Here is a 12,746-nt window from a genome sequence, read left to right as displayed (position 1 = left end):
GCAACGGCTATCGTGACCGGGATTGGCAGACGCGGGCCGGCACGGTCGAGCTGCGCATCCCCAAGCTGCGCAAGGGCTCGTACTTCCCGGCTTTCCTGGAGCCGCGCCGGATGGCCGAGAAGGCACTCACGGCGGTGATCCAGGAGGCCTACATCCAGGGCATCTCGACCCGCTCGGTGGATGACCTCGTCCAAGCCANGGGNGGCACGGGCGTGTCCAAGAGCCAGGTCAGCCGGCTCTGCCAGGAGATCGACGAGCGCGTGGGCGCGTTCCTCGACCGGCCGCTCGAGGGGGAGTGGCCCTATCTCTGGATCGATGCGACCTCCGTGAAGGTGCGCCAAGCCGGGCGCATCGTCTCCGTCGCCGTGATCGTGGCGGTNGGNGTGAACAGCGACGGCCGNCGGGAAGTGCTCGGCATGGACATNGGCCCCTCCGAGGCCGAGACGTTCTGGACCGGGTTCCTGCGCAAGCTGGCGCGCCGCGGCCTGCGCGGCGTGAAGCTGGTGATCTCGGACGCCCACACGGGCCTCAAGGCGTCGGTCGCCAAGGTGATAAACGCGACTTGGCAGCGGTGCCGCGTCCACTTCATGAGGACCGTGCTCGCCCACGCTGGCCGCAGCGGGCGGCGCGTCGTGTCGGCCTTCATCGCCACCGCCTTCGCCCAGGACGACGCCGAGGCGGCCCGTCAGCAATGGCGACGCGTGGCCGACCAACTCGGGACTGTCAGGAATTTCGTGTGAGGGCGGCGGGTTGACCGTCAGGCCGCCATGGCCCGGGTGAAGCGCTCGCCGAAGATGACGGCGAACGGGACTGTCAGGAATTTCGTGTGAGGGCGGCGGGTTGACCGTCAGGCCGCCATGGCCCGGGTGAAGCGCTCGCCGAAGATGACGGCGAACTGTGCCTTGGCCATGACCCACTCACGTGGGCCCATCTTCCATGCCCTCTCGGAGCGGTTCAAGACCAGGTAGAGGAGCTTCAGCGCGGCCTCGTCGGTCGGGAAGTGGCCCCGGGCGCGCACGGCCCGGCGCAGCGTGGCATTCAGGGCCTCGATGGCGTTCGTCGTGTAGAGGATCCGCCGGACCTCGCCGGGGAACGCGTAGAACGGCACCACCTCGCTCCAGGTTCGCCGCCAGCTCTGGGCGATGGCCGGGTACTTCTGGCCCCACTCGCCCGCTTCGAAGGCAGCCAAGGCCGCCTCGCCAGCGGCAGCATCGAGTGCGCGGTAGATGTCCTTCAGCGCGGCCGCCACGAGCTTACGGTCCTTGTAGGAGACTGGACTTGCTTCGGTTTAGTAGAGAGCGGTTGAACAGGTGCCCCGCCTCTCGAACCGGACAGGGCTGACGAAGCCGAGCGCGGAATGGCGCCGGCAGGGATTGTAGAAGCCATCGATGTAGCGGGCCAGGGCTTCGGTCGCCTCGGCACGCGTGTAGAAGACGGTGCGCCAGACCATCTCGCTTTTCAGCGTCTTGAAGAACGTCTCGACCATCGCATTGTCATAACAGTTGCCCTTGCCAGACATCGAAATGGTGATCCCGCGGCTTCGTAGTTCAGCCTGGTACTCGTTCGAGCAATACTGACTACCTCGATCCGAATGATGCACCAGACCAGCTGCCGGCCGTCGCACAACCAAAGCGCGACGCAAGGCAGTCAGGGCCAATTCCTTGTGCAGCCGGTCGCCAGCTGCCCAGCCGACGACCCGCCGGGCATAAAGATCGATCACCACCGCCAGATAAAGCCAGCCCTCCCGTGTCCAGATGTAGGAGATGTCAGCCCCCCACTTCTCGTCGGGCTCTGCGGCGGTGAAATCCTGGTCGAGCCGGTTGGGCGCGACCGGGAAGGCATGCTGGCTGTCGGTGGTGCGCCGAAAGCGGCGCGGCTGGCGAGCCTTGAGCCCGCTCTCCCGCATCAGCCGCGCCGTGCGGCGCCGGCCCACGCCAAGCCCTTGCTCGCGCAGCTCGTGCGTCATGCGCGGGCTGCCATAGGTCTCGTGTGAGAGCGCGAAGGCCGAGCGGACGTGGGCGAGCAGCACGAGGTCCTCGCGCTGACGGCGCGACGCGGGCCGGTTCTTCCAGGCGAAGTAGCCGCTCGGGCTGACATCCAGGAGCTTGCACAGACGCGCGACCGGGAAGTCCTTCTTCGCCGCATCGATGAGCTGGAACCTCATCGACTTCCCTCCTTGGCGAAAAAAGCCGTGGCCCGCTTCAGGATCTCGCGTTCCTGGCGCAACACCTCGTTCTCCCGCCGCAGCCGCTTCAGCTCGGCGGCCATGTCCTCCTGGCGGTCGGAGGGCGGCGCCTCCATCTCGCGATCGCGCTGTCCGTCGATCCAGTGGCGCAACGTCGAGAGGCCGATGCCGAGATCCTCGGCGACCTCTCGGCGGCTGCGCCCGCTCGTGTGAGCAAGGCGCACGGCTTCGGCGCGAAACTCAGGGGTGAAGCGCTTCTTCGGTTCTCGCATCGGGAACCTCCTCCCTCACGGAAAGAGCTCTCCACTTTCCCGAAGCAAGTCCAAGGAGCGCCTGTTCGCGATCCGGCGCAGCGCCCGCGAGGGCCAGAAGGCGCAGCTGCGGGAGCGCATCGGCCAGCTCCGGGAGCAGATCCAGGGCATGACCGACCAGGTCACGGCCAAGCAGCGCGAGATCCGCCTGATCGGCGAGGAGCTGAGGGGCGTGCGCGAGCTGTTCGCCAAGAACCTGATCCAGATCACCCGGGTGACCGCGCTGGAGCGGGACGCGGCGCGACTGGAGGGCGAGCGCGGGGCGCTGGTGTCCTCGATCGCGCAGACCAAGGGCAAGGTCACTGAGACCGAGCTGCAGGTGCTGCAGGTAGACCAGGACCTGCGCACGGAGGTGGGCAAGGAGCTGGCGGAGATCCGGGGCAAGCTGGCCGAGCTGGTCGAGAAGCGGGTCGCGGCGGAGGACCAGCTGAGGCGGGTGGAGATCCGGGCGCCGCAGGACGGGGTGGTGCACCAGCTCGCGATCCACACGGTGGGCGGGGTGGTCAGCCCGGGGGAGCCGCTGATGCTGATCGTGCCGCGTTCCGACGCGCTGACGGTCGAAGCGAAGATCCAGCCGCAGGACATCGACCAGGTTCGGCTCGGACACCGGGCGGTGCTGCGGTTTTCCGCCTTCAACCAGCGCACCACGCCGGAGCTGACGGGCGAGGTGAGCCGGGTGTCCGCCGACGTCAGCCAAGACCAGAAGACGGGCGCGAGCTTCTACACGGTGCGGATCCAGCCTGCGGCGGGCGAGCTGGAGCGGCTGCGCGGGCTGCTGCTGGTGGCTGGCATGCCGGTGGAGAGCTTCATCCAGACCGGCGAGCGCACAGTCATATCGTACCTTACGAAGCCGCTCGCCGATCAGATCGCCAAGGCTTGGCGCGAGAGGTGACCGCGCCAGTGATGGTGATAACATCAATATAGGCATTGGTGTGGCATTATAAAGCTGGAAAAAGGGGATATATCATGACTACAGTTATGGATTTCGATGTTTATCAAGGCTGGAACTTAGTCAACAGTTACTCTGAAGATGGTTTCAAAATCACAATATCTCCCGATTATGGAAGTAATCTTGTTGAAACTAATAATCTAATAGTGGATAACTATGGAAATGAAACAAATATTTTGAGCTCCACATCAGGCTCTAAATTTGCGTTCCACTCAATTCAACTTGGTCAATGGAGTTCTTCTAGTAATCCCATAGAGGTAACTTTTGTCGCAACTCTAGCAAGTGGGGCTACTACATCTTGGTCTTTTACGACTATTAACACGGGTGAGATGAAAACATTTTACTCTCCTTATTCAGGATCAGACATCGTATCTTTATCATACTATCGATCTTCTTTGGATTATAACTGGATTAAGTTTGATAACATTGTACTAGATCCTTCAAAAACGGTTGCGCCGACCAGCCTGGCCGACGCGGCGATCGTGGGCGGCTACGTCAATAAGGCTCATGATCTCGCCACGCAGGCTCTGACCGGCACGGCACAGGCAGGCGCGACGGTAACCGTGTACGACAACGGCACGGCTCTACCGGGATCGGTCATGGCCGACGCGCAGGGCAAATGGAGCTACACGCTGGGTGTGCTCAAGGACGGCAGCCACAGCTTAACAGCGACGGCGGTGGACGCAGGCGGTATCGTGAGCGATCCCAGCTCGGCGCTACAGTTCACGGTGGACACCCAGGCTCCGGAGACGATGCTGACGGTGTCCTCCGAGCCGGCGAAGATCACCAACGCGACCTCGGCCACGATCCAGTTCTCCGGGACGGACACGGGCGGCGTGGGCGTTGATCACTACGTGGTCACGGTTGACGGGACGGCCAGCAACAACACCACTGGTTCGGTGTCGCTGTCCGACCTCAAGGACGGTGGCCACACGATCAGCGTGGCGGCGGTCGACAAGGCGGGCAACACCGATGCCACGCCGGAGAGCTACTCGTGGACGGTGGACACCAAAGCTCCGGAGACGGCGCTGACGGCGTCCTCCGAGCCCGCGAAGATCACCAACGCGACCTCGGCCACGATCCAGTTCTCCGGGACGGACACGGGCGGCGTGGGCGTTGATCACTACATGGTCACGGTTGACGGGACGGCCAGCAACAACACCACCGGTTCGGTGTCGCTGTCCGACCTCAAGGACGGTGGCCACACGATCAGCGTGGCGGCAGTCGACAAGGCGGGCAACACCGATGCCACGCCGGAGAGCTACTCGTGGACGGTGGACACCCAGGCTCCGGCGGCTCCGACGGGCCTGGCGGACGCGGCGATCGCGGGCGGCTACGTCAACGCGGCGCACCAGGCGGGCAGTGTCCTGACCGGGACGGCGGAGAAGGGCGCGACCGTCTCGCTGTTTGACAACGGCGGGAGCACGGCGATCGCCACGGTGACGGCGGACGCGACGACGGGCGCGTTCAGCTTTGATCTGTCGAAGCTGGCGGACGGCGGCCACAGCCTGACGGCGACGGCCACCGACGCGGCCGGCAACACGGGGGCGGCCTCGGCGGCGCTGGCGTTCAAGGTCGACACGAGCGCGCCGGCGGCTCCGACAGGTCTAGCGGACGCGGCGGTCGCGGGCGGCTACGTCAACGCGGCGCACCAGGCGGGCAGTGTCCTGACCGGGACGGCGGAGAAGGGGACCACCGTCTCGCTGTTTGACAACGGCGGGAGCACGGCGATCGCCACGGTGACGGCGGACGCGACGACGGGCGCGTTCAGCTTTGATCTGTCGACGCTGGCGGACGGCGGCCACAGCCTGACGGCGACGGCCACCGACGCGGCCGGCAACACCGGGGCGGCCTCGGCGGCGCTGGCGTTCAAGGTCGACACGAGTGCGCCGGCGGCTCCGGCCAGCTTGGCGGACGCGGCGATCGTGGGCGGCTACGTCAACGCGGCGCACCAGGCGGGCAGTGTCCTGACTGGGACGGCGGAGAAGGGGGCCACCGTCTCGCTGTTTGACAACGGCGGGAGCACGGCGATCGCCACGGTCACGGCGGACGCGACGACGGGCGCGTTCAGCTTTGATCTGTCGAAGCTGGCGGACGGCAGCCACAGCCTGACGGCGACGGCCACCGACGTGGCCGGCAACACGGGGGCGGCCTCGGCGGCGCTGGCGTTCAAGGTCGACACCGCGCCTCCGGCGGCTCCGGCCAGCTTGGCGGACGCGGCGATCGGGACTAACGGCTATGTCAACAAGGTTGGCGACACCGACGCGCAGAAGCTCACCGGCACGGCGGAGAAGGGGGCCGCCGTCATGGTCTACGATGGCGGGGTGTATCTCGGGACCGCGACGGCGGACGCCAGCACGGGCCAGTGGAGCTACACGCTAGGGGTGCTCAAGGACGGCACTCACAGCCTGACGGCGACGGCCACCGACGCGGCCGGCAACACGGGGGCGGCCTCGGCCGCGCTCAACGTCAAAGTGGACGCGACGGCTCCCGTGACATTGATCACGGATATTACTCAGAGTGTCACCAAGACCGGATCAACCACCCTGGTCATCGGCTCTTCAGAGGCCGGCAGTACCGTCAATCTGTTCGATACAGATGGGACGACAGTGCTCCGCACTGCGAATGCTGACGCTACGGGCTCTTGGAGTGCCACGCTGACGAACCTGTCCAATGTCGTGCACAACTTCACTGCCAAAGCGACCGACTTGGCTGGCAATGTGGGCTCCTCCAGTCAGGTGGCGATTTTCGGGACCACTGGCAATGACGTCATCAAAGCAGTACCCGGTGGTGGCCTCATCGTCGGTTCGACCGGCAATGACAATATGACAGCTGGCGTTGGGATCGATAACTTCGTGTTCCATGCCAATCTTGAAAAGAACGTCATCTCGGGGTTCGATGTATTCCAAGATATTCTGAGTTTCGATCACAACCTGTTTGCAGGAATTACGGACGCATCGAAGATCATAAACTACACGGCTGACGTGAATGGGAACGCAACGGTCATCGTCGACCCGAACGACACGGTGACCCTGCTCGGTGTGACGAAGGCACAGCTGCAAGCTCACCTGAATGACTTCCATCTCCTGTGAGGCTGTGACTTCGGAGACCAGGACGGGGAAGGCTGCCCGGAAGCATCCGGGCAGCAGTTCCGAGACTAATCTTGTTATGGCAAGGCTGGTCCCATCAAGCTTGCTCCTGAGCAGGCGGCTCGGTTCTCCGGGCCGACCTGCGGGTCAGCTTCCCCTGGCAGGTCCGGCCGTTCGGGATCATTGGACGGCCGTCACTCGGCTGTTCCGAAGAGGGCGGCGGCGTGGGCGTGGACGAGGTCCTCGGCGCGCTGGAGGCGAGCGATCTTCCGCTGGAAGGTGGCGGCGTGCATGCTCTTGGGCTTGTCGAGACCATCGCCGATGGCACCGTCCGAGTCACCGAGTTGGTGGCGGAGCTTGAAGGCGCGGCTGATGGCGCGGTTGCGGGGGCTCTCGCGCTGGGAACGGTACGCGAGGCGGTAGGCCTGCCGGGCGGCGAAGCGGGTGGCGCCGAGGGGCAGGTAGAGCCTGGAGGTGCGGCGCCCGGTGAGGGGGCAGAGGAACCACCAGCGCTGGCCCCCGAGGGGCTGGGGCGTAGCAAGGACGGCGACGGTCTCGTTGTGCTCGGAGAGCGTGCGGCGGCGGGTGGTGCGGTAGAGCAGGCGGACGTGCCCGCGATCCTGGCCGAGAGTGGCGGAAGAAGTGACGGAGGTCCTGGGCTGCTCGGGGTAGCGGGAAGTCCAGGTCAGGGTGCCGACGCGGGTGTGGCCGGGCTGGATGATGCGGTCGCGCACGGGTTTGGGGAGATCGAGGGCGAGGCAGCTCTCGACGGTGGGCCTGCCGCCCCAGTTGCCGCTGGTGACGCCGCCCATGTCCCGTCTCGTCTCGTCTCCTGCGGATTGTCCGAAATTCCGTGGCAAGTTTTGCACCTGGGTGACCCTCCAGGTCGTCGCGCCGCGGGCGGTCGGGATGCCACGCTCGGTCAGGGCGCGGGCCAGGCCGGCCGCGGAGGTGACGCCCGCCGCGCGCAACTCGGCGAGGGCCGGGGCGAGGCGCTGCGCATTGCGCTCGCCCCGCGCCCTCCGGCCGGCGGCGGCGGCCGCGTGGTCGGCCGGCGTGAACCTCTTCCCCCGGAAGCCACCCAGGACTTGGCCGCGGGCCTTGGCGGCGGCCAGCGCGGCCCTGCTTGGCGGTGCTGACACGGGCGTAGGTGACGAAGGCGCGGGGCGGCGTGGGGTCTGGGAGCGGGGGGCACGGAATGCTCAACGAACAATGAGCTTGATGGTGTGGATGGCTCCTGATGACGAGAACTGACGGTGTCATCCTGGGCGGGCCCATGGTCTTGCCGAACCGCTCCTCGCTGGAGCGGCAGAGGTCCGGCAACGTCCAGTTCGACGGCTCCCCGCGCTCCGAGTCCGGCCCGACCAGGATCCGGTGCACCAGCACTGCCTGCTCGCCCTCGCTGAGAATCTCCCGCTGCGGCCGTGCGGACGGTCCACCAGCCCGGCCAGTCCCTCGGCATGGAACCGGATCACCGCGTCGCGCAGCGCTTGACGCTCCATCCCAGCCGCCCGGGCCGCCTCGGCGCGGCTCATGCCGTCCGGCGCGTTAGCGACGGCCAGGAGGCGCTGCATCGTGCATCGGCGGGGCTCGCGCCGGGCCAGGCGACGCAACTCGGCGGCGCTTGCGCGGTCGGTGCGGATCGTCAGGCCCGGTCGTGCCATGGCGGCTTCCTGCTGCACAGGCCGCAGGCCAGCACAGACGCGCCTCACAACCAGCTCACGTTCGAGTCAACGCCAAAGCGCCGCGGTATTAGCTCGACGTTGGCCAATGCGATGGGCGCTCGGCACCGGTGAGGTGACGAAACGGGCGAGACGTCGGACGAGAAGCTTGACGGCGACTGCCTGCAGGAAGGCAGAAGCCAAGGTGAGGTGCATCAAGAGCTTTCCAATACGGCGGTGTTACCTGATCTAGACGAAAAAATGTTAAACGGCCCAACTGCTTGGATGCACAGCGCAGTATTCTGCGCCCGCCGCCCGGGTCAGCGTCGGCGCCCTCTCACCTCTGCGCGTCGAGCAGCGGCGACCAGGTCGGGTCCGAGGCGTAGGACGGGGTCGGCACCGGCTGCTCCACCCGGCCGGTGACGTCGACCATGTAGAGCTTGCCGCCCGCCTGGCCGCCCGGATCGCGGAAGAACATCACGTATTGGCCGTTCGGCGCCCAGGTCGGCCCCTCGTTGTGGAAGCCCTCCGTCAGCACCCGCTCGCCGGAGCCGTCCGGCTTCATGATGCAGATCGCGAAGGAGCCTCGCCGCTGGCGCGTGAAGGCGATGTAGTCGCCCCGCGGCGACCAGGCCGGCTGCGAGGCCGAGCCGTCGCCGAAGGAGATCCGGCGCGGATTCGAGCCGTCCGCCCCCATCACGTAGATCTGCTGCTGGCCGCCGCGGTCGGATTCGAACACGATCTCGCGCCCGTCCGGCGAGAAGGACGGCGAGGTGTCGATGGCGTTGGCGTTGGTGATCCGGGTCTGCGCCTTGCTGGCGAGGTCCATCACGTAGATGCTGGCGTTGCCGCCGTCCTGGTCGCTCATCACGATCCGCCGGCCGTCCGGCGAGAACCGGGGGCTCGTGCTCATCTCGGCGTGGGTCGGGATCACCTCGCGGGCGCCAGTCTCCAGGTTGATGACCTGGACCCGCGGCTGCTGGCCGGTGGTCTGCGACATGTAGGTGATGTCCTGCGTCGCCGGCGAGTAGCGCGGCGCCACCACGGCGGCCTCGCCGCTCGTCAGGTAGCGCACGTTCGCGCCGTCCTGGTCCATGATGGCGAGCCGCTTGCGGCGGCGCTCCTTGGAGCCGGATTCGTCCACGAAGGCCACCCGCGTGTCGAAGAAGCCGCCGATCCCGGTGATCTTCGTGTAGACGGCGTCCGAGATCAGGTGGCCCATGCGGCGGGAATTGCCGGAGCCGCCCGCATATTGCTGGCCGATCATCTGCTGGCCCGAGAGCACGTCCCAGAGCCGGAACTCGGCCTTGACGCCGCCCGAGGCGTCGCGCGTGACCCGGCCGGTGACCAGGCCCTGCGCCCCCGCCTCCTTCCAGGCGGCGAAGTTCGGCGCCGCGTCGAAATTCGGCGTCTCGGGGAAGCGCGCCCTGTCGATCGGCACGAAGTAGCCGGAGCGCTTCAGGTTGTTGGCGACGATGCCGGAGACGAGCGGCGCCAGCGACGGGTCGCCGGCGAAATCCGCCACCGCGATCGGCATCGGCTGGAAGGCGCCGCCCGACCCGACGCGCAGGTTGAGCTGCGCCGCGGCCGGACCGGTCAGCACGAGGAACAGCCACAGCACGGGAGCCAGCGCGTGCGGCCATCGCGGGAGGAGGCGAGGAAGCATGGGGCGTGTGTCCGTCAGAATGTCGAAGGATGCAGGATGGCGGTGGGGGCGGAGCGGCGAGGTCCCCCTCCCGCGCGGGAGAGGAGCCCGGCGCGCGATCCTGCCGGGGTCATCGCGTCGTCGGCTCAGGCCCGCGGCAGCTCGAACTCCGCGTTGATCACGCGCCAATCACTGTAGAAGGGCGCGAACTGGGAGGGGATGCGGTAGGGGGCGCAGCGGCGCACCGCGCGCACGGCCGCCTCGGCGATCGAGCGGTCGACCGCGCTGCCCCCGGCCCGCAGGATGCGCGGCTCGGCCCCGAGCGACCCGTCCGGATTGAGCCGGATGTCGAGCTGCGGCAGCACCACGCCCTGGGCGGCGCCGGGCGGGGCCGAGTAGCAGCGCTCGATCTGCTGCTGCAGCAGGCCGACCAGGGCGTCGCGCTGGCTCGGGCTGAGCCGGGCCGCGCTCCCCGAGGCGGTGCCGAGGGCCGCCGTGCGCTGGACCTCGCGGCCGGTGGCGCCGCTCGCCTGGGCGGGGGCGCGGGTGGCCAGCATGTCGCGGATCGAGCCGGCATTGAACTGGTTGGCGAGTTCGGCCTGCCGGCGCGCCTTCGCCTCGGCCGCCGCCTTGGCTTTCGCCTCCGCGACCGCCTTGGCGCGGGCCGCGTCGGCCTTGGCCTTGGCCTCCGCGGCCGCCTTGGCCTCCGCGGCCGCCTTGGCCTCAGCCGCCGCCTTGGCCTCCGCGGCGGCCTTCGCCTTCGCTTCCGCCCGGGCTTCCGCCTCCGCCTCGGCCTTGGCCTCCGCCTCGGCCTTGGCCCGGGCCTCGGCCTGCGCCTTGGCCTCGGCGCGGGCCTTCTCCGCCCGCGCCTTCTCGGCCCGGGCCTTCTCCTGCGCGGCCTTCTCCTTCGCCTCGGCCTCCTCGCGGGCGATCAGCTCCGCCAGTTCCTCGCGGCGGGCCGCTTCGGCCTTCGCCTTCGCCTCGGCCTGCGCCTTCTCGGCGGCCCTCGCGGCGGCGGCTTTCGTGGCCTCGGCGGCGGCCTTGGCGGCCTCGGCGGCGGCCTTGGCAGCCTCGGCGCGGGCCGCCCGGGCGGCTTCGGCCTTGGCCGCTTCCGCTCTGGCGGCCTCCGCCTTCGCGGCCTCGGCCCGCGCCTGCTCGCGCGCCTCGCTGTCGTCGGGGCGCGTCGGCGGCAGGGGCGCGGGCGGCTCCAGGGCCGGCCGCAGCGGCGGCAGGACCGGCTCCTCGGCATTCGCCACCCTCATCTCGGGCGGGCGGGTCGGCGGGGTCGGCACGTCGGTCTTGGCCTCGCCGGGATCCTTCTCGATCGCCTTGTCGGCGACGCGGTCGGCGCGCGGGGCCTTCGCGGGCGCGTCGCCCTCCGGCCGGCCGCGCGTGAGTTCCGAGAACTCGTTCTCGGTGATGACCTCGACGGGCACGCCCTCCTCGGCCCGCGGCAGCTCGTGGGCCGCCGCGGCGTAGAGCGCGGCGCCGAGCAGGGCCACGTGAATCAGCCCCGAGATCCAGATTCCGGGCTCGGACCGCTTGAGGGAGGGCAGGCCCATGCGGCGCCTATCGCTGGTCGGGCTCGGTGACGAGGGCGACCTTCTTGAAGCCGCCGCCCGTCACGATCGCCATCACCTGCGCGACCCGGCCGTAATCGACCCGCTTGTCGCCGCGCACGAAGACGCGCTCCTCGAACCCCTCCCGCGCCGTGGCGCTGAGGCGGGGCACGATGGCGTCGTCGGCGAGTTCCTCCTCGCCGAGGAAGACCTGGCCGGTCTGCCGGATCGAGAGGGTGACCGGCTTGGCGTCCGAGTTGAGCGGCGCGGCCTTGGTCTGCGGCAGATCGAGGGGCACGCCCACCGTCATCATCGGCGCCGCCACCATGAAGATGATGAGCAGCACCAGCACGACGTCGATGAACGGCGTCATGTTGATCTCGTTGATGGCGCCGCCCCGCCGCCCGCGCCGGCGGCGCTTGCCGCCCTGTGCGGCTCCGGTGGCCATGCCCATGATCGTCGTCCCGGCTCGCGTGGGGAGGGGGTCAGGCGACGAGCGCGAGGCGCTCGTCGATCTGGCGCGACAGGATGGCGGAGAATTCGTCGGCGAAGCCTTCGAGGCGTCCCTGCAGCTTGCCCACCGAGGCCTGGAGCTTGTTGTAGGCGAGCACGGCCGGGATCGCCGCGAAGAGGCCGATCGCGGTGGCGAAGAGCGCCTCCGCGATGCCAGGCGCCACCACCGCCAGGCTGGTGTTCTTGGAGGCGGCGATCGACGTGAAGGCGGTCATGATGCCCCAGACGGTGCCGAACAGGCCGATATAGGGGCCGGCCGAGCCGATCGAGGCCAGGAAGAGCAGGCGCGATTCGAAGCGCTCGACCTCCCGCTGGATGGTCACGTCGAGCACCTTGTCGATGCGCTGGCTCAGGCTCTGGATCGAGCGGCCCGAGCCCTCGAAGGAGCGCTTCCACTCGCGCATCGCCGCGACGAAGACCGCCGCGAGCCCGGTCGGCGCCTTGTCGTGGAAGGAGCGGTAGAGCTCCTCCAGCGAGCGGCCCGACCAGAAGGATTCCTCGAAGGCGTCCATCTCGGCCTTGGCGCGGCGGAACAGCAGCGTCTTGTCGACGATGATGGCCCAGCACCAGACGGAGGCGCCGAGCAGCCCGAGCATCACCACCTTGACCACGACGTGCGCCTGCCAGAACAGGCCGAACAGGGTGATCTCGTGGACCGGAAGGGCCTGGACGGCATCGGCGGGGTTCATGCAATCGTCCTCACGTCCCGGGCGGCGGATCCAGCCCCTGGTGCGTCCTCGGATTGAGCGGTTTGACGTTCGATCGCGCTCGAATCTGTCGAAAGTAAGGGAAGCGGGCCGGCTCCGGCCGCTGCCGGGGCCAGTTAAGGGGCGG

8 protein-coding genes and 3 pseudogenes are annotated in these 12,746 nt (G+C 68.2%); 3 read left to right on the top strand and 8 right to left on the bottom strand.

Annotated elements, in window-relative coordinates; all coding sequences use genetic code 11:
• Window positions 1–716: pseudogene (locus MET2598_RS36065) on the top strand (IS256 family transposase); the annotation flags it as partial.
• A 131-nt stretch (window positions 717–847) separates the two neighbouring features.
• On the opposite strand, the pseudogene MET2598_RS0106735 reads toward MET2598_RS36065, so the two are convergent.
• Together MET2598_RS0106735 and MET2598_RS0106730 are read right to left on the bottom strand one after the other, a co-directional pair.
• Window positions 848–1,273, bottom strand: a pseudogene (locus MET2598_RS0106735) (IS256 family transposase); the annotation flags it as partial.
• A 15-nt stretch (window positions 1,274–1,288) separates the two neighbouring features.
• Window positions 1,289–2,457 (bottom strand): IS3 family transposase gene (locus MET2598_RS0106730; protein WP_085984595.1). Its coding sequence is split into 2 segments (ribosomal slippage): window positions 1,289–2,190 and window positions 2,190–2,457, totalling 1,170 coding nucleotides; the frame shifts between segments, so codons are not numbered across the junction.
• 52 nt (window positions 2,458–2,509) lie between these two features.
• Between MET2598_RS0106730 and MET2598_RS0106720 the strand changes: the two are divergent.
• Window positions 2,510–3,388, top strand: a pseudogene (locus MET2598_RS0106720) (HlyD family type I secretion periplasmic adaptor subunit); the annotation flags it as partial.
• A gap of 74 nt (window positions 3,389–3,462) precedes the next feature.
• On the top strand, window positions 3,463–6,537 hold the full coding sequence (locus MET2598_RS0106715; RefSeq protein WP_157182095.1) for an Ig-like domain-containing protein: 3,075 nt from the start codon (window positions 3,463–3,465) through the stop codon (window positions 6,535–6,537).
• Window positions 6,538–6,728: 191 nt separating this feature from the next.
• Here the strand turns inward: MET2598_RS0106715 and MET2598_RS0106710 are convergent, their stop codons facing one another.
• From MET2598_RS0106710 to tolQ, 6 genes are all read right to left on the bottom strand, one after another.
• Window positions 6,729–7,676, bottom strand: coding sequence for a hypothetical protein (locus MET2598_RS0106710; protein WP_018260306.1), 948 nt, complete (start codon window positions 7,674–7,676; stop codon window positions 6,729–6,731).
• Window positions 7,677–7,793: 117 nt separating this feature from the next.
• Complete coding sequence (locus MET2598_RS43685) at window positions 7,794–8,108, bottom strand: helix-turn-helix domain-containing protein (RefSeq protein WP_442919004.1); 315 nt, start codon at window positions 8,106–8,108, stop codon at window positions 7,794–7,796.
• A gap of 424 nt (window positions 8,109–8,532) precedes the next feature.
• Window positions 8,533–9,861 (bottom strand): Tol-Pal system beta propeller repeat protein TolB, encoded by a 1,329-nt coding sequence (tolB, locus tag MET2598_RS0106700; protein WP_026190563.1) that lies wholly within the window; start codon window positions 9,859–9,861, stop codon window positions 8,533–8,535.
• Window positions 9,862–9,986: 125 nt separating this feature from the next.
• The gene (gene tolA, locus MET2598_RS0106695; RefSeq protein ID WP_018260304.1) at window positions 9,987–11,402 is read right to left on the bottom strand and encodes a cell envelope integrity protein TolA; all 1,416 of its coding nucleotides are present in this window, start codon (window positions 11,400–11,402) and stop codon (window positions 9,987–9,989) included.
• A gap of 7 nt (window positions 11,403–11,409) precedes the next feature.
• A complete protein-coding gene (locus MET2598_RS0106690; RefSeq protein WP_026190562.1) occupies window positions 11,410–11,853 on the bottom strand; it encodes an ExbD/TolR family protein in 444 nt (147 codons plus the stop codon).
• Window positions 11,854–11,884: 31 nt separating this feature from the next.
• A complete protein-coding gene (tolQ, locus tag MET2598_RS0106685) occupies window positions 11,885–12,601 on the bottom strand; it encodes a protein TolQ (RefSeq protein WP_012333179.1) in 717 nt (238 codons plus the stop codon).
• Window positions 12,602–12,746: the final 145 nt, after the last annotated feature.

This window comes from Methylobacterium sp. WSM2598, from assembly GCF_000379105.1.
Lineage (GTDB): Bacteria > Pseudomonadota > Alphaproteobacteria > Rhizobiales > Beijerinckiaceae > Methylobacterium.
This window is presented reverse-complemented; position numbering and strand designations above follow the sequence as displayed.

Bases quoted from the DNA above. Each gene is read 5' to 3' on its own strand.
- MET2598_RS0106715 (WP_157182095.1), top strand. From the start codon at position 3,463: ATGACTACAGTTATGGATTTCGATGTTTATCAAGGCTGGAACTTAGTC.
- MET2598_RS43685 (WP_442919004.1), bottom strand. From the start codon at position 8,108: ATGCAGCGCCTCCTGGCCGTCGCTAACGCGCCGGACGGCATGAGCCGC.
- tolB (WP_026190563.1), bottom strand. From the start codon at position 9,861: ATGCTTCCTCGCCTCCTCCCGCGATGGCCGCACGCGCTGGCTCCCGTG.
- tolA (WP_018260304.1), bottom strand. From the start codon at position 11,402: ATGGGCCTGCCCTCCCTCAAGCGGTCCGAGCCCGGAATCTGGATCTCG.
- MET2598_RS0106690 (WP_026190562.1), bottom strand. From the start codon at position 11,853: ATGGGCATGGCCACCGGAGCCGCACAGGGCGGCAAGCGCCGCCGGCGC.
- tolQ (WP_012333179.1), bottom strand. From the start codon at position 12,601: ATGAACCCCGCCGATGCCGTCCAGGCCCTTCCGGTCCACGAGATCACC.